Origin of the sequence: Paracoccus cavernae (genome assembly GCF_042430175.1) — a bacterium.
GTDB classification, from domain to species: Bacteria; Pseudomonadota; Alphaproteobacteria; order Rhodobacterales; family Rhodobacteraceae; genus Paracoccus; species Paracoccus cavernae.
In genome coordinates, this window is sequence record NZ_JBHMDZ010000045.1 from 74,311 (window position 1) to 95,413 (window position 21,103).

Here is a 21,103-nt window from a genome sequence, read left to right on the forward strand (position 1 = left end):
GCGGGCGCGCCTCATCCTTTGGTCGGGAAAATTGCCGCGAGGGCGGGCCGGTCAACCCGCCTTTTGTACCATCAGGCGCGAGGGTGCGATTTGCAGGTGGATCTGCGCGCCGATTGCCGGAATCTCGGTGTCGTCGCCGTTGAAGACCACAAAGGTGACCGGCGTACCTGCGACATCGGCGGCGACCGCGACCAGAGCGCCCAGAAACTCGACGCCCGTGACGGTCGCGGGAAGGCCGGTTCCGGCCATGCGGAAGGCCTCGGGGCGGGCGGCAAGCATGACGCGCGCGCCCTCGACCGGATGGCCCAAAGTGATCTCGGTCCCCGCAACGCGGACGCGGCCTGCTGCGGCATCGGCGACCTCGGCGGGGATTCGGTTCAGCGTGCCGACGAAGTTCGCCACGAATTCGGTGGCGGGGGTGTTGTAGATGTCTTGGGGCGAGGCGATCTGGTCGGCCGCGCCCTGATGCATGACGACAATCCGGTCCGAGACCGCCATGGCCTCTTCCTGGTCATGGGTCACGAAAATCGTGGTGATGCCGAGCTGCTGCTGGATCTCGCGGATCTGGTTGCGCAGGCTGACGCGGACCTTGGCATCGAGCGCCGAAAGCGGCTCGTCCAAAAGCAGCATCTGCGGTTTCGGGGCCAGTGCGCGCGCCAAGGCGACACGCTGTTGCTGGCCGCCCGAAAGCTGCCACGGGAAACGCGCGCCAAGATCGGGCAGGCCGATCAGGTCGAGCATCTCTTGCACGCGGCCCGCCCGCTCGCCGCGCGGAATGCCTGCGACTTTCAGGCCGAAGCCCACGTTTTGCGCCACCGTGAGGTTCGGAAACAGCGCATAGGATTGAAAGACCATCCCGACCTTGCGCTGGTTGGTGCGCAGGCGGGTGATCTCTTTGTCGGCGACAAGGATCTGCCCGCTCGACGGCGTCTCGAACCCCGCGACCATGCGCAGAACGGTGGTTTTTCCGCAGCCCGAGGGGCCCAAAAGCGAAATGAACTCGCCCTTTTCCACGTCGAGGTTGAAATCCTTGACGACGCGGTTCTCGCCGAAGCTCTTGTCGAGGTTTTGCAGTTTCAGGAAGCTCATTTCCCCATCCTTCCGACGCGCGTCAGACGTGTGATCAGGCTCATCACGCCCATACAGGCCCAGGTGATGGCAAAGGCAATGACGGCCAGCGCCGCCGGTTCATAGGCTTTGTTCGCGCCGAGGATCTGCATATAGGGCCCGAAGGCTGGGCGGTTCAGCAGCGAGGCCATGGTGAATTCGCCGATGACGATGGCAAAGGTCAGGAAGGCCCCCGACATGACCGCGCCGAAGACATTGGGCAGGATCAGCCGCCCCAGAATGGTCAGCCACCCCGAGCCGAGGCTTTGCGCCGCCTCGGTCAGGCTGCGCACGTCGATGGTCGAAAGGCCCGTGTCGACCGCGCGGTACATATAGGGCAGGGCAAGCACGGTATAGCCGAACATCAGCAGGATGTTCGTGCCCCCCGCCGTGCCGGTCAGCGGCAGCACCGAGGAGGTGTTGAAGAGCCGGATATAGCCGAAGACCACCACGATTGCCGGAATGACCAGCGGCAGCAGGGTGATGAACTCGATCACCGGCCGCCAGCGCGGCAGTTTGAGGCGCACCCAATAGGCCGTCGGCACCACAAGAAGGACGCCCACGATGATCGTGCAGATCGCCATGACCACCGAAAAGGTCAGCGTTTGCTGGAACCTCGGATCGGCCAGCACCGAGCGGTAGGCATCGAGCGAATATTCCCCGCGCCGCATCCGCAGCGAGAATTCCAGCGTGCCGAGCAGCGGCAGAAGAAAATAGAGCGCACCGAAGGCAAGCGCGAGCCATGACCAGAGGCGCTTCATTTCATCCACCTTTCCGCGCGCGTGCGCAGTATGATGTAGACGAGATTGGCAAGCCCCGTGACCACGATCATGCCGAAGGCCATCGCATAGCCCAGATGCGGGTCCTGCAGCACGTCGCCGCGGATCTGGGCGTAAAGCATGATCGGGACGATCGACAGCGTCGAGCCGGTCAGCGCATAGGCCGTGGCGATCGCGCCGAAACTATTGGCGAAAAGCAGCGCGAATGTCCCCAGAAGCGAGGGGAACAGCACCGGCAGCGCGACCATGCGCCAATATTGCCAGCCCGATGCGCCAAGGACCTCGGCGGCCTCGCGCCATTCTTTCTTCAGCCCGTCCAGCGCAGGAGTGATGATCAGCACCATCAGCGGGATCTGGAAGAACAGATAGGTGAGCGTCAGCCCCCAGAAGCTGAGAAGGTTGAAGCCCATCGCATAGATATTGATGCCGAACCACTGCTTGAGCAGCATCGTCACCAGCCCGACCCGGCCTAGCGTCGCGATAAAGGCGAAGGCCAGCGGCACGCCGGCAAAGTTCGAGGCCACGCCCGAAAACGTCGTGATCGGCCCGCGCAGCCATTTCGGCAGCCCTCCCAGCACCATCGCCGCCGCGATCGCGAAACCGATCAGGCAGCCGAGAATGGCCGAGGCCGCGGAAATCTGGATCGAGAGGACAAAGCTCTCGCGGATGCGCGGCGAGAAAAGGCCGCGGATATTGTCGAGGGTAAAGCCGCCATCGGCGGAACGAAAAGCGCCGACCACGATATTCATGGTCGGTAGCGCCAGAAACAGCAGGGCGAAGGCAAGGAAGGGGACGACCCCCAGCCAATTCAGCCCGATCCTTCGGTTCATTGCATCGCCTGTTCAAAGGCCCCGCCGGATGGCGGCGGGACCGTTTCGTGGATGGACGGGATTATTCCTTGACGGCTGCGCCGACGACGGAATCCCACTGCTCGGTCACGACCTTCTTGTTGGCATCCTGCTGGGCCAGCGACGGGAAGATCGCCTTTTCATAGGCTGCTGCCGGCGGCAGTTTGTCCAGCATTTCCTGCGGGATCTTGCCGGCCTTCGACAGGTCGTTGAAGCGGATCGGGTGGCAATAGCCTTCCAGCCACTTCAGCTGGCCCTCGTCCGAATAGAGATACTCCATCCAGAGTTTCGCGGCATTCGGATGCGGCGCATGGGCCGAGATCGCCTGGACATAGACGCCCGCGACCACGCCGTCCTCGGGGATGACGACTTCGACCGGCGGGTTGCCGTTCAGACCGTCGCGCCACGACAGCAGGTTATAGTCCCAAGCCGCGACGATCGGGGTCGCGCCCTGTGCGATGGTCGCGGATTTGCCGATGACCGGCACGAAGTTCTTTGCGTCGTTGATCTGTTTGAAGAGTTCGAGGCCCTTCTGGCCCGAAGCCTCGCCCGGCTCGCCGCCATTGGCGACGCCAGCGGCCAGAAGCGAGATGATCGCCTGCGCCGAGGCGCGCGGATCGCCTGCCAGCGCGAAGGCATTGGCATATTCCGGCTTGGTCAGATCGGCCCATTTCGTGGGCACGGTATCGACCAGATCCTTGTTCACGCCGAAAGCCATGACGCCGTAGTAGTCGCCATACCAATAGCCGTCGGCATCCTTGGCGTCCTCGGGGATCGAATCCCAGGTCGCGACCTTATAGGGCTGGATCAGACCTTCATCCTTGGCGGCGGGGCCGAAGGAGAGGCCCACGTCGATCACGTCGGGCGCCTGCGGGCCGGTGTTGCCCTTGTTGGCGCGGATCGCCTCGAGTTCGTCGGCCGAGCCCGCGTCGGGGTTCAGCTCGTTGACCGAGATCTCGGGATATTTCGCCTTGAAGCCTTCGATCACGCCGCCGTAGTTGCACCAGTCATGGGGCAAGGCGATCGTGGTCAGCATGCCTTCCTTCTTGGCGGCTTCTTCCAGCGCGGCGAGATCCTGCGCCTGACCCATGCCCGAGAAAGCGACCAGCAGGGCGATGCCCGCAGTGGTGGATTTCATGAAACTCATGTCTTTCATCCCTCAAGGTTATCCGCCGCCGGAGACGACGGGTGGCTTGGTCGAATTAAACACGCCTCATGACAAAGTTGTAAAGAATATTGGGCAGTTGGCCTGTTCTTTGAGGCAGGGTGGTCAAGTCTCGGTGGTGGGGGTGATCGGGGTGACCGGCTTGGCTGGGGGCAGAAGAATCTGCTCGTCGATCCAGTCCTGCGCCCCTTGCAGCACGCAATCATGGACCGCGCGGCCGATGGCCTCGCCCAAAGCGGTGTGAAGGCCGGCATATCGGGTCTCGCCCCGATCGGCGGCAATCGCGATGCAATCGGTGCCGGTCCCCGTCGCAAGGCCCGAAGGCAGACGCAGCCCCGCGCCGATGATTGCGGCGGTGCGGGCCTGTGTCGCGATGGTCAAAGCCTCGATCATCGCGGGGGAGGTCAGTCCCGCATCGATCGCGACGGCGATATTGATCGTGCCGTAGCTGCGGGCGCGCGGGCTGTCCTGTGCGGCAGAAGCAAGGCTCGCCGCATCATGGGCGCGGCGATGCCCGATCCTTTCGGCATTGCCCAGACCCACGGTCGCGACCGCATGGACCGGACCGCGCCTTGCCTCGCGGTAGCTGTCGATGCGGCGCGAGGTCATCATGGCGACGCAGGCCCCGTTTGCCGCAAGGCGCGCAGCATCAAGGCTTTCGTCCAGCCAGCGCTGGGCGTCGAAATCGGGGGTCAGGTCGGAATTGCGCACCTCGCGCCAGATGATCCGGCTTGCACGCACCAGCCCCGGGCGATGGGGCGCAAAGGACAGAACCTCCTGCTCGCGCCCGAGATCGGCGATCAGCCACGGCCCCGATTGCGCCAGCCTCATGCGCGTTCCCCGCCCAGAACGCGGAGCGGCTGAAAGATCGGCCCGTCTCCGGTTTGCGCGAAATGGCCCGAAATTCCGAAGCTTCGGGCGAGGTTTTGCGCCGAGAGAACCGCCTCGGGCGCGCCGTCGGCCACGATCCGGCCTTGATCGAGCAGGATCAGCCGCGTGCAATGCCTTACCGCCAGTCCGAGATCATGGAGCGAGGCGATCACGCAGCGCCCTTCGTCGGCGAGGCTGCGGAAAAGCTGCATCGCGCCGATCTGATGGGCGGGATCAAGCCCCGCGATCGGCTCGTCGGCCAGCAAAAGCGGCGTATCCTGTGCCAGCATCCGCGCCAGAAGCACGCGGGTCAGCTCGCCGCCCGAAAGCTCGGTCACGGGACGGTGGCGCAGGGTGCCGAGGCCGAGACGCGCGATGGCGGCCTCGATCCGCGCGCGGCCCGAGGGGCGGCCTTCGTCGAAATGGGGGATGCGGCCAAGGGCCACGAGCGCCTCGACCGGCATCGACCAGACCGCATCGCGGCCCTGCGGCATCCATGCGGCAAGCTGCGCGCGTTTGGCGGCGGGCAAAGCGGCAAGGCTCGCGCGTCCCGAAGCGGGGATCAGGCCGAGGGCGGCGCGCAAAAGCGTGGTCTTGCCCGCGCCGTTCGGCCCGATCAGCCCGATGAATTCGCCGGATCCGGCGCTCAGGCTCGCGCCGTCCACGACGGTGTTTTGGCCGCGTTTGACCGTGAGCTGGTCGAGGATGAGTGGCGCGGCGCCGGTCATTGCCCGCTCCTTTGCCGCCAGATCATGCGCAAGAAGACCGGCGCGCCGATCAGCGCCATGACGACGCCCAGTTTCAGGTCGCGCGCGGGCAGGATCAGCCGCACCGCGATATCGGCGGCCAGCACCATCGCCGCCCCGCCAAGGGCCGAGGCCGCCAGCAGCGCCGCCGGACGTGCCCCCACCGCGCGGCGCAAAAGATGCGGCACCACCAGCCCGACAAAGCCGATCGCCCCCGCAACCGCCGTCGCCGCGCCGACCGAGGCCGCGACACCGATCACCAGCCGCAGCCGCAGCCGGTTGAGGTCGATCCCCATCGATGCCGCGGCATCCTCGCCCAAAGTCAGCGCATCGAGGCCGCGCCGCGTCGAGGCGATCAGCCACCAGCCGCACGCCATGAAGGGCGCGGCAATCGCGACATGGAGCCACGAGCGGTCGGCGAGCGAGCCCATCATCCAGAAAATGATCTCGTTCGCGGCATAGGGATTGGGCGACAGGTTCAGCACCAGCGAGGTCAAAGCCCCCGCCAGTGCCGAGATCGCGATTCCGGCAAGGATCAGCGCCAGGGATTGCCCGCCGGCCTGCGTGCCCTTGCTGCCCGCCAGCATCAATATGATCGCGACCGAGACCACCGCGCCCGCCAGCGCCGCCAAAGGCAGGGCCAGCACAAAACTTGCGGCAAAGCCGGTCTGCAAGGCGACGACCGCGCCGAGCGCCGCCGATGAGGACACCCCGATCAGCCCCGGTTCGGCGAGCGGATTGCGCAGATAGCCCTGCATCGCCGCGCCCGACAGGCCGAGCGAGACCCCGATCATCAGCCCCAGTACCGCGCGCGGCAGGCGGATTTCGCGCATGACCATGCCGAGCGGGCTGTCGCCTGCCGCCAGCGCGGCGAGGCTTTCCGCCAGACCGGCCTTTGCGGGTCCGATCAGGGTCGAGGCGGCAAAAAGCGCCGCGACCAGCAGCGTCAGCGCGATCAAAAGGGGGCGCAGCGTCTTGGTTTTCATGGCAGCCGCGCCAGTTCCGCGGCGGCGCGGGTGATCTGGGGCAGGCCGCAGATCCAGTCGCGGTCGGGGATTGCGATGCGGCTGGCGCCGAGACGGGCCAGCGCCGGATGATCGAGGATTTCCTCGGCGCGCGAGGGGTTGTCGTAGCGCGTGCCGGTCACGACGACGCCTGGCGCGGCCATGACCAGCGCCTCCAGTGCCAAAGGCCCGCCGTAATGCAGGCCGAGCCGGTCGGGTACGAGCTCCAGCCCGGCCTTGCGCATGACATCGCCCGACAGGGTTTCGCGGCCGACGCTATAGCCGTTGGCGTCATAGCTCGCGCCAAGACGCCGCGCGGGAGGCGTGATCGCGGCCAGATCGGCGGTAAAGCTGTCGTTCACGGCTCGGGCTTCCGCCTCGCGGCCCAAAAGTGCGCCCATGACGGCGATGCCCGCGCTGATCTCGGACAGCGAATTGGCGGGCGGCAGGGTCTCGACGCGGATTCCCAGCCGCCGCAGCATCTCGGTGCTCGAGCGTGCGGTATAGCTGCCTGCAAGCACGAGATCGGGCTTGAGCAGGTAAATCTCTTCGGCGTGCGCATGGTTGAGCGGATAGCCCCGCGCCTGATCGGCCATGAGCGAGACCAGCGGATCGGCCGACAGCGCCGAGACGGAGACCAGCTGCCCGGGGCCGGCCAGCAGCATGGCGAGCTGATCGGTGCACAGGTTCATCGACACGACCCGCTTGGGGGCGGGGACCTCGGGTGCGGTTTGTGCCACCGCGGGGCCTGCCGGAAGCAGGGCCGCGGCCGCTCCGAAAAGGCCGGCCGCCAGCGCGGCAGGCAGCTTGTCCGCCATCCATGCGCGGATGGGGGCAATGAGGGGTGATCCGGCCAGTTCCGCCTCCCGTTTCAGGGTTCCGAGCCAGATAGAGGCCCGCGCCGCTTGCTGTCAATCAAGCGGGCAGTCGCGTACCGGTTCCGGCCCGCCCTTTGCCGCCGGCCCGTCTGCCGCCGCGTTCGTGTCGCGTGATGGGGAACCGTGCCCCTGAAGAAGGGTTGGGGCGGGGGTTGGGGCCGGGAATGCGCGGCAGGGACGAAAATCCGATTGCAGACATCCGCTCCGGCGCAGATTAAAGGTGCAAAATCACAGGAGGTCCGGACATGGCCGTCGAAGCAATGGGGACGATGATCGGACCGATCGTGACGCTGATGGGCGCGGCCGTGATTGCGGTGCCGCTGTTCCGCCGGCTCGGGCTCGGCTCGGTTCTGGGCTATTTCGCGGCCGGCATGCTGGTCGGGCCTTCGGTTCTCGGCGTTTTCAGCGATCCCGCCGCGATCCTGCACTTTTCCGAACTCGGCGTGGTGATGTTTCTCTTCATCATCGGGCTTGAGCTGCGCCCGCCGAAGCTTTGGGCGATGCGCGGGCAGATCTTCGGGCTGGGGCTGGCGCAGGTCTTCGGCTGTATCGCGCTGCTCACTTTCGCCTCGATGATGCTCTTCGACCTGACGCCGGCACAAGCTTTCGTGGCGGGGTCGGGGTTCGTCATGTCTTCGACCGCGGTGATCATGTCGATGCTGCAGGAGCGCGGAGAGCTGGCGAGCGCCGAGGGGCAAAAGAATGTCTCGATCCTGCTCTTCGAGGATCTGATGATCGTGCCCCTGCTGGCGATCGTGGCCTTTTTGTCGCCGCTCGATCATGGCGGCGGCGGCATTCAGGCCGCGTTGGTCAGCATCGGCGCGCTGGTTTTGCTGGTGCTTGCTGGACGCTATCTGCTCGATCCGTTCTTCGCGCTGATCGCCCGCGCCCGAACCCGCGAGGTGCTGAGCGCAGGGGCGCTTCTGGTCGTGCTCGGCTCGGCGCTGCTGATGGAAGGGGCGGGGCTGTCGATGGCGATGGGCTCGTTCATCGCGGGGGTGATGCTGTCGGGGTCGAGCTACCGCCACCAGATCGAAAGCGATATCGAGCCCTTCCGCGGCCTGCTGATGGGGCTGTTTTTTCTGGCCGTCGGCATGTCGCTCGATCTGCATGTCGTTCTGGCGGAATGGCGGCTTTTGCTGGCGATGCTGGCGGTTTTCGTCGCCGTCAAAGCCCTTGGCATCTATGCGGTGGCGCGGGCTTTCGGCGCGGGCAACCTGACCGCGCTGCGCCGGACCTCGATCTTCGCGCAGGGCGGCGAATTCGCCTTTGTCCTCTATTCGGCGGCAGCGGGCGGCGGGGTCATTTCGGGGCGCGAGAACGCGATCCTGTCCACGGTCATCATCCTGTCGATGGCGCTGACGCCGCTGATCCTGATTTTCGCCGACCGGCTGCTGACCGTCGAGAAATCGCTCGAAGGGGTCGATCCGGCAATGGGTCTCAAGGGGCAGGTGCTGATGATCGGCTTCGGGCGTTTCGGCCAGATCGCCTCGCAGGTGCTGCTGCTACGCGGAATCGAGGTCTCGATCATCGAAAGCAGCCCCGACCGCATTCGCGAGGCCGAAAGGTTCGGCTTCAAGATCTATTACGGCGACGGCACGCGCCTCGATATTCTGCACCATTCCGGCGCGGCCGATGCCGAGGTCATCATGATCTGCACCGACGACCGCCGCGCCACCTCGCATATCGCCGAGCTTATCCTTGCCGAATTTCCGATGGCCAAGGTTCTGGTGCGCTCCTACGACCGCTCGCATACGCTGGAGCTGCGCCGGATGGGCGTCGATTACGACATCCGCGAAACGGTGGAATCGGCCTATCTCATGGGCGGCGAGGGGCTGCGAGCGCTTGGTGCTGCCGAAGAGGATATCCGCGAGGGAATGGATGAAATCCGCACCCGCGACGAAGAACGGCTCGCCTTGCAGGAGCAGGGCATTAACCAGCCGTTGAAGGACGCGCTTGACAAAGGCGTGACACCTGAACCTTTGTCTCGGGTCCGGCGCATGATTGATCACAAGGAAAAAACAGACTGATGACGACGATTTTGGGTCTTGCGGGCAGCCTGCGCCGCGCCTCCTACAACCGTGGCCTCTTGCGTGCGGCGGCCGAGGTGGCTCCGGCGGGGATCACGATCGAGCTGGGCTCGATCGACGACGTGCCGCTTTACAACGGCGATCTCGAAGATGCCGAGGGGCTGCCTGCTTCGGTCCAGCGCCTGCAGGGCCAGCTGCGCGATGCCGATGCGCTGCTGCTGGTGACGCCGGAATATAACGGCGGCATTCCGGGGGTCTTCAAGAATGCGATCGACTGGATGTCGCGCGGCGAGGGTCTGGCCCATTTCCGCGAGAAACCCGTGGCTGTGATCGGTGCGTCTCCGGGCGGGTTCGGCACGATCTTGTCGCAAAACCACTGGAACCAGGTGCTGCGCCGCCTCAATACCCAGCCGTGGTTCGGTGGCCAGGTCATGGTCTCGCGCGCGGGCACCCATTTCGACGCCGAGCGCAATCTGGTCTCCGAGGATCTGCGCGTCCAGCTCGCGACTTTCCTCGACGGTTTCGCGGCCAGCTACCGCAAATAAGGCGGCGGGGTTTCGCGCCTTCGGCCCCGCAATCCGTGCGGGCCGGAGGCTGCGGCGCGGCAGCCCTTTCACGCGGCGCTTCGGAGGCCTATCTTCGGGACAGGCAAAGGAGAGCACCATGAGCTGGAATCCCGCACTGACCCCTGGTTGCCCCGACGATATCGGGGTCGATTCGATCGAGACCCTGATCATCCCGCGCACCCGCGACATCGGCGCTTTCGAGGTCAAGCGCGCCTTGCCCGCTCCCAAACGCCAGATGGTCGGCCCCTTCATCTTCTTCGACGAGGCGGGGCCTGCCGAATATCTGACCGGACAGGGCATCGACATCTGCCCCCATCCCCATATCGGGCTGGGCACGGTCACTTATCTTTACCGCGGCGATTTCCACCACCGCGACAGCATCGGCACCGATCAGGTCATTCTGCCAGGTGCATTGAACTGGATGGTCGCAGGCAAGGGCGTGACCCATTCCGAGCGCACCTCGGAAGAGGGGCGCGCGGGGCCGCATAGCCTGTTCGGCGTCCAGACCTGGATCGCTCTGCCCGAGAGCCACGAGGATATGAACCCGACCTTCGAGCATCACGCCAAAGAGGCCCTGCCCGAGATCACCGACAAAGGCATCCGCGCCAAGCTGCTTCTGGGCGATGCCTACGGCAAATCCGCCCCCGCGACGCTGTATTCGGAAACCTTCTATCTCGACGTCGTGCTCGAGGCGAACACGCGTTTTCCGCTGCCCGACAATCACGAGGATCGCGGGCTTTATATCGTTCAGGGTTCGGTCACGGTCGCGGGCCAGCTGTTCGAGGCGGGACGGATGATGGTTTTCCGTCCGGGCGACCACATCACCATTGCGGCGGGCGAACAGGGCGCGCGGCTGATGGCGCTTGGCGGGGCGACGCTGAACGGGCCGCGCTATATCTGGTGGAACTTCGTCGCCTCGACGCGCGACCGGATCGAACATGCGAAGGAAGAGTGGCGCGCCGCCAATTGGGGGCAGGGCCAGTTCGACCTGCCCGTCGGCGACGACAAGGTCTATGTGCCTTTGCCCGAAAGATAAAAACATCGGGCGATCGGGCTGTGGCGGCCGGAATGCCTCCCCGCAAGGCCGTGCCGGACGCTGAGGTCGCGCTTGCATCTGTGCGGATTCCGGAAAGCAGTGTTCGGCTTAAGCGAACACTCAAGGCGTTGTCGGATCGCCGCCGCATCTCCATCTTGTGATCAACAACGGCATTGATGCCGCATGAATCCGGAGAGTGAGATGAGAAAGATCCTGTCGACCAAATCTGCACCGCGTGGCCATTGGGTTGGCGACGGTTTTCCCGTCCGTTCGCTTCTGTCGGACATGGAGGGGCTGAACGAGTTTTCGCCCTTTCTGCTGCTCGACTATGCCGGTCCCGAGAAATTCGGCCCCGCCAAACGTCCGCGCGGCGTTGACGTCCATCCGCACAAAGGTTTCGAGACCGTCACCATCGTCTATCAGGGCGAAGTCGAGCACGGCGATTCCACCGGTCAGGGCGGCGTGATCCGCGAGGGCGACGTGCAGTGGATGACGGCGGCAGACGGGATCCTGCACAAGGAGTTCCACAGCCACGACTTCACCAAAAAGGGTGGCACGCTGGAAATGGTCCAGCTTTGGGTCAACCTTCCGGCCAAGCACAAATCGGCGAAGCCGGGTTACCAGAGTATCGGTTCGGGCGACATTCCGGTGGTCGATCTGCCTGATGGCGCGGGCCGCGTGCGGGTGATTGCAGGCAGTTTCGACGGTGTCAAAGGTCCGGCCAAGACCTTCACACCTGTTGAGGTCTGGGACCTGCGCCTCAAGAGCGGCGCGTCGCTGACGCTGGACCCCAAGGCCGGTTTCAACGTCACCGTCGTCGTGCTCGAGGGCGAGGTCGTGCTGAACGGCGAGAAAGAGCTGAAAGGTGCGGCGCGCGCCCAGCTTTCGCCCGACGGTGGCGCTTTCAACCTCAAGGCGGGCTCGGATGCCAAGATCCTGATCCTCGCCGGCGAGCCGATCGACGAGCCGGTGGTGGCTTACGGTCCCTTCGTCATGAATACGCAAACCGAAATCCGTCAGGCGATGAAGGATTTCAATTCAGGCAAGTTCGGCCGCCTCTGATCGCGGCCCTGCCTTAACCATTGGTCCGGCTGCGGGCCTCCACGCGTGCTCCACAACTGCCGCCATGTCCCGGGACCCGTTCCCGGCATGGCGGCTTTTTTTCGTCGCGCTTTATGCACGAAACCAAGATGCACCCTCAAGAAATCCGGCGGAGTTGTTATTCTTTTGTAAGGCGACAGGGAAATTATCTTTGTGCGATATATACAATGTTTTCAGATAACCCTATTCTCGTTGAACCCGTCCTTGGCCCCGGATGAACATCTTGCCTTACATTTCGGATGACAAATCGACCAAGCTTGCCGTCATCGCCGACGACCTGACGGGAGCGCTTGATTCCACGGCACCTTTCGCCGGCCGCGGCCTCGTGGTCGAGGTCGCGCTGACCGCCGAAGCCGCGCCCGAAGTGGCCGCCAGCGGGGCCGATATCATCGTGATCAACACCGCCTCGCGCGAATTGAGCGCCGAGGCCGCCCATGATGCCGTCGCCCGCGCCGCCAGTGCCATTCCGGCCGGTCTGCGCCTGTTCAAAAAGGTCGACTCACGCCTCAAGGGTCATGTCGTTCCCGAGATTTCCGCGCTGACCTTTACCCATGCTTTGGCCGCCCCCGCGATTCCGGCTTTCGGGCGCATCGTGCGCTGCGGAATGATGACGGGATTCGGCGTCGACCGCCCGATCTCGGTCGTCGCGGCGCTGGGACCGCATGCGGCGCGGGCCGATATTCCCGATACCAATACCGATGTGGAAATGCGCGCCGCTCTGGTTGCCTCGCATGCCGAATTGCTGATCGGCGCCCGCGGGCTGGCCGAGGCGCTGGCGCTGCAGATGACCGGCAGGCCCAAGGCCGAGCTGGTCGGGCTGAGCGGGCCGGACGGGGTGATGGTGATCGGTTCGCGCGATCCGATCACGATGGCGCAGGTCGCGGCCTTGCGCGCGACGCGCAATCCCCATTACCTGCCCGCGCCGAATGGGGTTTTCTCGCCTGATCCGCGCGCGGGTCTGGTGCTGGTCCAGGCCTTGCCCGCCGAGCACGAAATCGCGGGTGCCGAGGTTGCGGCCAATCTGGCGCGTGGCCTGCATCCGGCCATGACGGAGCGTTGCGGCACCTTGTTTCTGACCGGCGGCGCCACCGCCGAGGCGGTTCTGTCGGCCATGGGCATCACGCGGATGCGCCTTTTGGGGGAATGTCTTCCCGGTATTGCGGTCGCGACGGCCAAGGGTTTGACGATCGTGACGAAATCGGGGGGATTTGGTGATGATGCGACCTTGTTGCAGATTGCCGCGATGATCGAGCAAGGGGGGAAGGGATGAGTTTCGGTGTCGGAGGAGGGCGGAAGAGCCTTGCGGATCTGGTCTTCGAGCGCATGCAGCGCGCGATCAAATCCGGTGCATACGGCTCGGACGAGCGTTTGCCGACCGAGCACGAGCTGGCGGCCGAATTCGAGGTTTCGCGCCCCATCGTGCGCGAGGCTTTGCGGCGTCTGCGCGAGCAGGGGTTGATCTATTCGCGTCAGGGCGCGGGCAGTTTCGTGCGCTCGATCGGGCTCAAGCAGCCACTGGGGTTCGGACAGCTCGAAAATGTCGCCGATCTGCTCAATTGCTACGAATTCCGCCTGACGATCGAGCCGGAGGCCACCGCTTTCGCCGCCGAACGCCATCGGCCAGAGACGCTTTTGGCGGTCAGCGAGGCGCTCGAGCTGATGCGCGATGCGACCAACCGTTCGAGCCATCGCGAGGATGCCGATTTCCAGTTCCACCTGTCGATCGCGCTGGCGGCGGAGAACAGCTATTTTTCGACCGCGATGGAAGCACTGAAGGATCACATCGCCGTCGGCATGCGCTTTCACGGCGCTTCGGTCAAACGCGATGCCACCGGATTGGCCCGCGTTTTCGCCGAGCATAACGCGATTTTCGAAGCCATCCGCGACCGCAAATCCGATCTGGCACGCGAATTGATGCGCGACCACCTTTCCGGCTCGCGCGAGCGTCTGTTCGAGCGTCGCCGCCCCGACCCCGAGGCCGGAGCGGCCTGAGGGATCAGAAGGCCGCGCGGTAGATCGCGAGGACTTCGTCCTGCGACATGTCGCGCGGATTGTTGTCCATCAGCCGGCGGATCGCATGGGCATCCTGCGCGAAACGCGCGAGCTGGTCTTCCTGCGCGCCAAGGGCCGACAGGCGCATCTCGATCCCGAGACCGGCGCAAAAGCCGCGCGCCGCAGCCTCGAGCCCGTCTTTCGCGACACGGGCGCCAAGGCCGAGCGCCGCGACGATCTCGGCGGTTTTCGCGGGGGCCGCGCCTTCGTTGAAGGCAAGAACATGCGGAAAGATCACCGCATTGGCGAGCCCGTGGGGCAGGTTCAGAAGCGTGCCCAAAGGATAGGCCAAAGCATGGCCCGCCGCCGTATTGACCGGACCAAGGCAGATCCCGCCATAGAAGGAGGCCAGCATCATGCCCTCGCGCGCCTCGGTATCGGTACCGTCCGCGACCGCGCGGGCGAGGTAGCGGCCGACCAGCTCGATCCCCATGCGGGCGTAGCCGTCGATGACCGGATGGGCGCGTTTGCTGGTGAAGGCCTCGACGCAATGGGCCATCGCATCGACGCCCGTCGCGGCGGTCACGGCGGGCGGGACGGAATAGGTCAGCTCTGGGTCGAGAATGGCGAGATCGGCAATCAGATGCGGGCTTTCCACGGCGATTTTCGCGCCCTTGCCCGGATCGGTGATCAGCGCGCGGATCCCCGCCTCGGAGCCGGTCCCTGCCGTGGTCGCGATCTGCGCCAACGCGCTGCGCCGCCCCGCGACGCGGTTCGGGCCCGCGACATCCTCGAGGCTTTGGTCACCGTCCCAGAGCGCGGCGACGAGTTTCGCCACATCCATGACCGAGCCGCCGCCCAGACCCACGACGAGATCGGGCCGTGCCGCCCGCGCCGCAGCCAAGGCCGCGTCAAAGGTTGCGGTGTCGGGCTCGCCGGGGATGTCGTCGAAGACGACGGGTGCGCTCTCCAGCCCCAGGCGGTCGATGAAACCGGCCGTATGGGGGGTCGCTAGAACCAAAATGCGCTTGGCCTCTTTGGTCCAGGCGCCAAGGCCCGCGGCCGCGCCTTTGCCGATGTCCAGCCGTTTGGGCTGATGCAATGTGATGATGCGGTCCATTCCGGCCTCCGGCTTACAGGGCTTCGAGACGGGCCATTTCGGCCCAGACGGCATCGCGCTCGCTTTCGGCGAGGGGCGAGAAGGGCGGGTGCACATTCAGCCAGCCGTTGTCGCCGCGCCTGCGCGCGAGCATGGTCTTGACCGTCGGCAGCTGCACATAGGCATTGGTGAGGTTGCGCCAGTTGACGATCACCTCTTGCGCGGCCTTGACCTCGTGCGCTTTGGCGGGGTCGTTCCAGTGGTCGAAAACGATGCGCAGCTCGCGCGCGACAAGGTTCGAACTGGCGGTGATGCAGCCCGCGCCGCCGCCCTCGAGCAGCGGCAGAAGCAGCGGATCGGCCCCCGCCAGAACCGCGAAACCGGGAAAACGGGCCGCGATTTCATGCATGTTGCCGATCTTGCCGTCGCTGTCCTTGATACCGACGACGATATCGGGAAATTCGCGGAGCAGCATCTCGATGAGATTGTGGCTGATCGGTACGCCGGTCAGCATCGGGATGTGGTACAGTACCACGCGCAGCCGGTCGCTGCCGGTTTTCTCGATGATCTCGGCGTAAAAGCGAAAGAGGCTCTCGTCGGAAAAGGCGGTGTAGTAAAAGGGCGGCAGCAGGACGACGCCCTTGACCCCCAGATCGACCGCATGGCGCGTCAGGGTGACGGCATCGGTGACCGAGCAGGAGGAGGTGCCGGGCAAAAGCGCCTCGGGCGGGGTGCCGCCGTCCAGCGCGGCCTCGAGCAGGGCCATGCGCTCGTTCAGCCCGAAGCTGTTGGCCTCGCCGGTCGAGCCGAGCATGGCGATGCCGTGGCAGCCCTCGTCGAGCAGGGCTTTGCTATGGGCGCCGAACAGGGCCAGATCGGGCGTGCCGTCGGCCTTGAGCGGGGTGGCTGCGGCGCAATAGACGCCTTCGATGTTGAAACTCATGCTTTCTCTCCGGCGACCAGCTTGCGCGCATAGGCGATGGCCTCGTTCATGTTGCCGTGGTTGGCGATGCCCTTGCCCGCGATGTCGAAGGCGGTGCCGTGATCGACCGAGGTCCGGTCGATCGGCAGCTCGACCGAGACGTTCACTGCCGTATCGAAGGCCACCAGCTTGATCGGGATATGGCCCTGATCGTGATATTGCGCGACCACGAGGTCGAAATGGCCGCTATAGGCGCGGTGAAAGACGGTATCGGCCGAGATCGGGCCGTGGGCGTCGATGCCTTCGGCGCGCGCGGCGGCGACGGCGGGTGCGATCTGGTCGTCATCCTCGGTCCCGAACAGGCCGTTCTCGCCGCAATGGGGGTTGATCCCCGCCACCGCGATGCGCGGCGCGGCAATGCCGATGCGCTTGAGATGGGCGTTGCCCGCGCGGATCGTGGCCAGAACGCGTTCGGTCGTGGCGCGGGCGATGGCGTCTTTCAGCGAGACATGGGTCGAGACATGGATGACCTTGAGCCGCTCGGACGCCAGCAGCATATAGGCCGCCTGCGCGCCTGTCAGACTGCGCAGCATGCCGGTATGGCCGTCGTAATGGTGGCCCGCGGCGTTCAGCGCCTCTTTGTTGATCGGTGCGGTGACGATGCAGCCGATCTTGCCGGCCTCGGCGTCGCGGACCGCGCGTTCGATAAAGCGGAAGGCGGCATCGCCCGCGACGGGCGAGAGCTTGCCCCAGGGCAGCGGCGCGCCCTCGACCGGCAGATCGATCACGCGGCCCTCGAGGTCGACATCGCAGCCCACGGCGGTCTTGGCGGCTTCGAGCGTGGCGCGGTTGCCGTAGATCAGGGTGCGGGCGCGATCCTCGGGCGACATCTCCGCCAGGGCTTTGACGCTGATTTCGGGGCCGACACCGGCGGGGTCCCCCATGGTGATGCCGATGATGTCGCTCATGCTGCGGACTCCGCTTGGATTTGGGTGAATGCCTCGGGCGAGAGGCGGACATATTTGATGGCGCGGCGGTGGTAGGTATAGGCCAGATGCAGGCTGCCGTCGGGGCCTTGCAGCAGCCAAGGATAGGACATTTCCTTGTTGCGGCCATCGGTCGAATCGTTCGAGGTGCAGCTTCCGGGCCCGTCTTCGATGATCAGGCGGAGCGGAAAGCTGAGGCCGCCGTCTTCGGACAGGCACAGCGCGACCGGCGCGCGCGGCACGCCCCAGATCGGGGTGCAGCCGCCTGAATCGGGCGTGTCGCCGCCGGTCTCGGGGCGGTCGTCGTCTTCCCCGAGCTCGTCGTAAAGCGAGGCGCGGCGATCGGTCGAGGTCAGCGCCGACGAAGGGTTCGCGATCATCGCGACGCGACCATCCGCGAGCCGGATCGCCGCGATCGAGGAGTTGTTGTTGGGCACATCGGTCGGCACCGGCGCGCTCCAGCTGAGCCCGCCGTCGCGGCTTTCCGAGCGGTGGACCGTATCGGCCTGACGGCGGCGATAGAAGGCAGCGAAATGGTTCTGGCCCAGCTCGACCGGACTCATATGGACCGAGCCGGTCGAATCCGCGATCTCCTGCAGTACCCAGCTTTCGCCGCCGTCATGGCTGATCCCCATCGCGGCGACATCATGGCTGCCGTTCCATTTCCGGTCCGGCCGCGTCACGCAGCGAAAGATCGGCAAGAGCCAGGCCCCGTCGCGGCGCACCACCAGCGGCGCGCGGATGAAGCAGCCGGCCGGCAGGTCGATGAACCGACCTTCCTCCGCGCGGATCATGGTCGGATCGGCGGGGTCGAGGTGCAGGGCCGCCATGCGGATCCGGCACTCGTCCTGATTGCCCGAGGGCTGCGCGGTGTGAAACAGCCACAGCTGGCCATCAGGCGCGGTGAAGATGACGGGGTTCTGCTCGGAGCGCGCGGGATCAAAGCTGAGCACGCGCGGCGGACCCCAGCGATCGCCCCCATTCGGCAGGATCGCGGCATGGATCGCGATATCGGACTTCCCCTCGAGCGTGCCGCCGAACCAGGCGCAAAGCAGCGCGCCATCCGGTAGAGGATGCAGGAAAGCCGCGTGGTTCTGGATCATGGGCGAGGGCAGAAAGGCCTCCAGCCGGCCCGGTGAAACCTCGGTCAACGTGCCGGTCATTGCGGCGGCGATTTCATCAGGACCCATGCTCTTCCTCCCTCGGCCTCCCCTTGGCCGGAACTACGCGAAGGATTGGATCAAAATCAAAGGTTGTCAAGTTGATGATCTGTTGTTCGAAGAAGTAATTCAGCGGAAAAATTTGTAAAAGCTAATAAAAACAAATAACTGAATGGGATGATATTTTGTCGCGGAGGCTGTGTCTTGAAATAAGTTGACAATAGTTGCCGCGTTCATGCATCCTTCTGGCCAGTGGATGAGGACCGCGGATTCGCGTGATGGGGGGGAGAGGGTATGGTCGGGGCGCAGCCCAGATCTGGACGGGTCGTGCTGGCTGTCGTGTGCGCGGCTGGCGGGGCGGCTTTGGCTGCCTTTGACGCGGTGATCGTGCGCGCGCTGGCGGGCGGCGTGCATCCTTTCGTGATCGGCTTTTTCCGCGCGGCCTTCGGTGCGCTTGCAGTTCTGCCGCTGGTGATCCGGCGGCCGCAGGTTCTCCGCACCGGCTTTCCGCTGTCCCAACATGCGCTGCGCGCCGGATTGAAGCTGGTTGCGATGGTGGCCTTTTTCGCGGCCTTTTCACGCGGGGCTTTGACCGATGTGACCGCAATCGCCTTTACCTCGCCGGTTTTCGTCGTGCTCGGCGCGGCATTGGTGCTGGGCGAGCGTCTCGGCCCCCTTCGGATCGCCGCCCTGCTTCTGGGCCTTGCCGGAGCGTTGGTCATTGTCGGGCCAAGTCCCGAGGGCTTTGGTGCGGGGCTTTCTCTCGCCATGGCATTCGCGCTGTCGGGTGCGGTGATGCAGGCTGTTATCCAGCTCATGCTGAAATCCATGTCGGCGGGCGACAGCACCGCGACTTTGGTGGTCTGGAACCTGCTTTTGACCGTGCCTTTGGCGCTGCTTCTGGCGCTGCCGGTCTGGACCATGCCGGATGCGGGGCAGCTTGGCCTTCTGGCGCTGCAAGGCGTGCTCGGCGCGGCCTGCATGGCGCTGATGACCCATGCTTTCAGCCTTGCCGATGCCTCGATCATCGCGCCGCTGGATTTCCTGCGCCTGCCTTTGGTCGCGCTTTTGGCCTATGCGTTTTTCGCCGAGATCGCGCGTCCGGCGACCCTGATCGGCGGCGCGCTGATCTGCCTTGCGGCGCTGATCGCCTCGCGTGCTTCGGGGCGGGCGCGAGAGAAACAGCGTCGGGCGGAGAAACAGGGGCGCACGGCGGCTTTGACTGCCGGAAAACGCTCATGACACGATTTTCCAACGGGAGGAAAACACCAATGACGATCAAGAAGATGCTTTGGGGCGCGGTGCTTTCCGCCGTCGCGATGGGGCCGGCTTTCGCGCAGGACACAGGCGTGAAAATCGTGCTCAACGAAGAGGCCGACCTGCTCGAGCCCTGCATGGCGACGCGCTCGAACATCGGGCGGATCATCTTGCAAAACATCAGCGAGACCCTGACCGAGCTGGATGTGGCGGGCGGCGAGCTCAAGCCCAAACTGGCCGAAAGCTGGGAGCAGAATGCCGACGGCAGCTGGCGTTTCCATCTGCGTCAGGGCGTGACCTTCTCGGACGGGACGGGCTTTGACGCCAAAGACGTCAAGCACAGCTTCGACCGTGCCACCGATGCCGCGATCACCTGCGAAACGCCGCGCTATTTCGGCGGCATGACGGTTTCGGTCAATGTCGTCGACGACAAGACCGTCGATATCGTCTCGGATCCGGTGCAGCCGATCATGCCGCTGCTGTTCTCGTTGGTGACGATCGTCCCCGAGGAAACCAAGGTCGAATTCATCCGCGAGCCCGTCGGCACCGGCCCCTATGCGCTGACCGAATGGACGCCGGGCCAGCAGATCGTCCTGACCGAGCGCGCCGATTATTGGGGCGAAAAGCCCGCCGTGACGCAGGCGACCTATCTCTTCCGCGCCGATCCCGCCGTGCGTGCGGCGATGGTCGCCACTGCCGAGGCCGATATCGCGCCCTCGATCGCGCAGCTTGATGCGACCAATCCGGCGACCGATTTCTCCTATCTTGATTCCGAGACGGTCTATATCCGCCTCGACCACAGTCAGGCACCGGTGAACGACCTGCGCGTACGCCGCGCGCTGAACATGGCGATCGACCGCGAAGCCTTCCTCGGGACCTTGGTGCCCGAAGGGACCGAGCTCGCGACCGCCGTTTTCCCGCCGCCGACCCTGGGCTGGAACAAGGATGTGGCCGTGCCCGCCTTAGATCCCGAAGGCGCCAAGGCGCTTCTGGCCGAGGCCAAGGCGGACGGCGTTCCGGTCGACACCAAGCTGACGCTGGTCGCGCGTACCGCCAACTTCCCCAACATCACCGAGATTATGGAGGCCATCCAGCAGATGTTGCAGGAGGTGGGCTTCACCGTCGATCTGCAATTCTACGAGGTCGCGGAATTCGAGAAGATGTATTCCAAACCCTATCCGACCGATCGCGGCCCGCTGATGGTGACGGCGATGCACGACAACTCCAAGGGCGATCCTGTTTTCTCGATGTATTTCAAATACGCGACCGACGGCCGTCAGTCGGGCGTGGCGGATGCCAAGGTCGACGGGATGATCGAAAAGGCCTCGGCTGCGACCGGCGCGGATCGCGCGGCGCTTTGGAGCGAGCTGCAGAAATATCTGCATGACGACCTCGCGGCGGATGTGCTGCTGTTCCATATGGTCAGCTACAGCCGCGTCGCCGAGCGCCTGGACTGGCGCCCGACCATGGCGACCAATTCGATGCTGCCGCTTGCCGGCATCGCCTTCAAATAAGACCCACTGCCGGTCCGGACGGTGACTATCTCCGTCCGGACCT

At 65.0% G+C, this 21,103-nt stretch carries 20 protein-coding genes; 8 read left to right on the top strand and 12 right to left on the bottom strand.

All coding sequences use genetic code 11. From position 1 onward, the window contains the following. Positions 1-51 precede the first annotated feature (51 nt). From ACFFUC_RS14935 to ACFFUC_RS14970, 8 genes are all read right to left on the bottom strand, one after another. Complete coding sequence (locus ACFFUC_RS14935) at positions 52-1,089, bottom strand: ABC transporter ATP-binding protein (protein ID WP_377687572.1); 1,038 nt, start codon at positions 1,087-1,089, stop codon at positions 52-54. Further along, entirely contained in the window at positions 1,086-1,868 is a 783-nt protein-coding gene (locus tag ACFFUC_RS14940; protein WP_377687574.1) for an ABC transporter permease, read from the bottom strand. Before ACFFUC_RS14940 ends, ACFFUC_RS14935 begins: the two co-directional genes overlap by 4 nt. Next, positions 1,865-2,716: an ABC transporter permease gene (locus tag ACFFUC_RS14945; protein ID WP_377687576.1), complete on the bottom strand. Its 852-nt coding sequence runs from the start codon at positions 2,714-2,716 to the stop codon at positions 1,865-1,867. The genes ACFFUC_RS14940 and ACFFUC_RS14945 overlap by 4 nt, the downstream gene beginning before the upstream one ends. Positions 2,717-2,777: 61 nt before the next feature. Further along, positions 2,778-3,824 (bottom strand): ABC transporter substrate-binding protein, encoded by a 1,047-nt coding sequence (locus ACFFUC_RS14950; RefSeq protein ID WP_377687687.1) that lies wholly within the window; start codon positions 3,822-3,824, stop codon positions 2,778-2,780. 180 nt (positions 3,825-4,004) lie between these two features. Further along, positions 4,005-4,730 (bottom strand): adenosylcobinamide amidohydrolase, encoded by a 726-nt coding sequence (locus ACFFUC_RS14955; RefSeq protein ID WP_377687578.1) that lies wholly within the window; start codon positions 4,728-4,730, stop codon positions 4,005-4,007. After that, complete coding sequence (locus tag ACFFUC_RS14960; protein WP_377687580.1) at positions 4,727-5,497, bottom strand: ABC transporter ATP-binding protein; 771 nt, start codon at positions 5,495-5,497, stop codon at positions 4,727-4,729. The genes ACFFUC_RS14955 and ACFFUC_RS14960 overlap by 4 nt, the downstream gene beginning before the upstream one ends. Further along, positions 5,494-6,501, bottom strand: coding sequence for a FecCD family ABC transporter permease (locus tag ACFFUC_RS14965; protein ID WP_377687582.1), 1,008 nt, complete (start codon positions 6,499-6,501; stop codon positions 5,494-5,496). Before ACFFUC_RS14965 ends, ACFFUC_RS14960 begins: the two co-directional genes overlap by 4 nt. Beyond that, complete coding sequence (locus ACFFUC_RS14970; protein WP_377687583.1) at positions 6,498-7,337, bottom strand: ABC transporter substrate-binding protein; 840 nt, start codon at positions 7,335-7,337, stop codon at positions 6,498-6,500. Before ACFFUC_RS14970 ends, ACFFUC_RS14965 begins: the two co-directional genes overlap by 4 nt. Positions 7,338-7,642: 305 nt before the next feature. Between ACFFUC_RS14970 and ACFFUC_RS14975 the strand changes: the two genes are divergently transcribed. The 6 genes from ACFFUC_RS14975 to ACFFUC_RS15000 all read left to right on the top strand — a co-directional run bounded on the left by ACFFUC_RS14975 (position 7,643) and on the right by ACFFUC_RS15000 (position 14,122). Beyond that, positions 7,643-9,427: a monovalent cation:proton antiporter-2 (CPA2) family protein gene (locus tag ACFFUC_RS14975; RefSeq protein ID WP_377687585.1), complete on the top strand. Its 1,785-nt coding sequence runs from the start codon at positions 7,643-7,645 to the stop codon at positions 9,425-9,427. Next, positions 9,427-9,972 (top strand): NADPH-dependent FMN reductase, encoded by a 546-nt coding sequence (locus ACFFUC_RS14980; RefSeq protein WP_377687587.1) that lies wholly within the window; start codon positions 9,427-9,429, stop codon positions 9,970-9,972. Before ACFFUC_RS14975 ends, ACFFUC_RS14980 begins: the two co-directional genes overlap by 1 nt. 118 nt (positions 9,973-10,090) lie before the next feature. Beyond that, entirely contained in the window at positions 10,091-11,029 is a 939-nt protein-coding gene (locus tag ACFFUC_RS14985; protein ID WP_377687589.1) for a pirin family protein, read from the top strand. 201 nt (positions 11,030-11,230) lie between these two features. After that, complete coding sequence (locus ACFFUC_RS14990; protein WP_377687591.1) at positions 11,231-12,091, top strand: pirin family protein; 861 nt, start codon at positions 11,231-11,233, stop codon at positions 12,089-12,091. 262 nt (positions 12,092-12,353) lie between these two features. Continuing rightward, a complete protein-coding gene (locus tag ACFFUC_RS14995) occupies positions 12,354-13,400 on the top strand; it encodes a four-carbon acid sugar kinase family protein (protein ID WP_377687593.1) in 1,047 nt (348 codons plus the stop codon). Beyond that, entirely contained in the window at positions 13,397-14,122 is a 726-nt protein-coding gene (locus tag ACFFUC_RS15000) for a FadR/GntR family transcriptional regulator (RefSeq protein WP_377687595.1), read from the top strand. The genes ACFFUC_RS14995 and ACFFUC_RS15000 overlap by 4 nt, the downstream gene beginning before the upstream one ends. A 4-nt stretch (positions 14,123-14,126) precedes the next feature. Here the strand turns inward: ACFFUC_RS15000 and ACFFUC_RS15005 are convergent, their stop codons facing one another. The 4 genes from ACFFUC_RS15005 to ACFFUC_RS15020 are packed head-to-tail and all read right to left on the bottom strand — an operon-like array spanning position 14,127 to position 18,319. Next, the gene (locus ACFFUC_RS15005) at positions 14,127-15,242 is read right to left on the bottom strand and encodes an iron-containing alcohol dehydrogenase (RefSeq protein ID WP_377687597.1); all 1,116 of its coding nucleotides are present in this window, start codon (positions 15,240-15,242) and stop codon (positions 14,127-14,129) included. Between the two features lie 13 nt (positions 15,243-15,255). Next, entirely contained in the window at positions 15,256-16,164 is a 909-nt protein-coding gene (locus ACFFUC_RS15010) for a dihydrodipicolinate synthase family protein (protein WP_377687599.1), read from the bottom strand. Beyond that, on the bottom strand, positions 16,161-17,111 hold the full coding sequence (gene pdxA / locus ACFFUC_RS15015; protein ID WP_377687601.1) for a 4-hydroxythreonine-4-phosphate dehydrogenase PdxA: 951 nt from the start codon (positions 17,109-17,111) through the stop codon (positions 16,161-16,163). Before pdxA ends, ACFFUC_RS15010 begins: the two co-directional genes overlap by 4 nt. Beyond that, positions 17,108-18,319 (bottom strand): sialidase family protein, encoded by a 1,212-nt coding sequence (locus ACFFUC_RS15020; protein ID WP_377687603.1) that lies wholly within the window; start codon positions 18,317-18,319, stop codon positions 17,108-17,110. Before ACFFUC_RS15020 ends, pdxA begins: the two co-directional genes overlap by 4 nt. Positions 18,320-18,583: 264 nt before the next feature. On the opposite strand from ACFFUC_RS15020, the gene ACFFUC_RS15025 reads away from it, so the two are divergent. Further along, positions 18,584-19,531, top strand: a complete 948-nt coding sequence (locus ACFFUC_RS15025; RefSeq protein WP_377687604.1) for a DMT family transporter — start codon at positions 18,584-18,586, stop codon at positions 19,529-19,531. A 29-nt stretch (positions 19,532-19,560) separates the two neighbouring features. Next, positions 19,561-21,060 carry an ABC transporter substrate-binding protein gene (locus ACFFUC_RS15030; RefSeq protein WP_377687606.1) on the top strand — a complete coding sequence of 500 codons (1,500 nt, stop codon included), beginning with the start codon at positions 19,561-19,563 and terminating at the stop codon, positions 21,058-21,060. Positions 21,061-21,103: the final 43 nt, after the last annotated feature.

Excerpts from the sequence above, each read along its gene's own strand:
- pdxA (WP_377687601.1), bottom strand. The coding sequence starts at position 17,111 with ATGAGCGACATCATCGGCATCACCATGGGGGACCCCGCCGGTGTCGGC.
- ACFFUC_RS15010 (WP_377687599.1), bottom strand. The coding sequence starts at position 16,164 with ATGAGTTTCAACATCGAAGGCGTCTATTGCGCCGCAGCCACCCCGCTC.
- ACFFUC_RS14935 (WP_377687572.1), bottom strand. The coding sequence starts at position 1,089 with ATGAGCTTCCTGAAACTGCAAAACCTCGACAAGAGCTTCGGCGAGAAC.
- ACFFUC_RS14980 (WP_377687587.1), top strand. The coding sequence starts at position 9,427 with ATGACGACGATTTTGGGTCTTGCGGGCAGCCTGCGCCGCGCCTCCTAC.
- ACFFUC_RS14970 (WP_377687583.1), bottom strand. The coding sequence starts at position 7,337 with ATGGCGGACAAGCTGCCTGCCGCGCTGGCGGCCGGCCTTTTCGGAGCG.
- ACFFUC_RS15020 (WP_377687603.1), bottom strand. The coding sequence starts at position 18,319 with ATGGGTCCTGATGAAATCGCCGCCGCAATGACCGGCACGTTGACCGAG.
- ACFFUC_RS14940 (WP_377687574.1), bottom strand. The coding sequence starts at position 1,868 with ATGAAGCGCCTCTGGTCATGGCTCGCGCTTGCCTTCGGTGCGCTCTAT.
- ACFFUC_RS14960 (WP_377687580.1), bottom strand. The coding sequence starts at position 5,497 with ATGACCGGCGCCGCGCCACTCATCCTCGACCAGCTCACGGTCAAACGC.
- ACFFUC_RS15005 (WP_377687597.1), bottom strand. The coding sequence starts at position 15,242 with ATGGACCGCATCATCACATTGCATCAGCCCAAACGGCTGGACATCGGC.
- ACFFUC_RS14985 (WP_377687589.1), top strand. The coding sequence starts at position 10,091 with ATGAGCTGGAATCCCGCACTGACCCCTGGTTGCCCCGACGATATCGGG.
- ACFFUC_RS15000 (WP_377687595.1), top strand. The coding sequence starts at position 13,397 with ATGAGTTTCGGTGTCGGAGGAGGGCGGAAGAGCCTTGCGGATCTGGTC.
- ACFFUC_RS15025 (WP_377687604.1), top strand. The coding sequence starts at position 18,584 with ATGGTCGGGGCGCAGCCCAGATCTGGACGGGTCGTGCTGGCTGTCGTG.
- ACFFUC_RS14975 (WP_377687585.1), top strand. The coding sequence starts at position 7,643 with ATGGCCGTCGAAGCAATGGGGACGATGATCGGACCGATCGTGACGCTG.
- ACFFUC_RS14950 (WP_377687687.1), bottom strand. The coding sequence starts at position 3,824 with ATGGGTCAGGCGCAGGATCTCGCCGCGCTGGAAGAAGCCGCCAAGAAG.
- ACFFUC_RS14965 (WP_377687582.1), bottom strand. The coding sequence starts at position 6,501 with ATGAAAACCAAGACGCTGCGCCCCCTTTTGATCGCGCTGACGCTGCTG.
- ACFFUC_RS14990 (WP_377687591.1), top strand. The coding sequence starts at position 11,231 with ATGAGAAAGATCCTGTCGACCAAATCTGCACCGCGTGGCCATTGGGTT.
- ACFFUC_RS15030 (WP_377687606.1), top strand. The coding sequence starts at position 19,561 with ATGACGATCAAGAAGATGCTTTGGGGCGCGGTGCTTTCCGCCGTCGCG.
- ACFFUC_RS14955 (WP_377687578.1), bottom strand. The coding sequence starts at position 4,730 with ATGAGGCTGGCGCAATCGGGGCCGTGGCTGATCGCCGATCTCGGGCGC.
- ACFFUC_RS14945 (WP_377687576.1), bottom strand. The coding sequence starts at position 2,716 with ATGAACCGAAGGATCGGGCTGAATTGGCTGGGGGTCGTCCCCTTCCTT.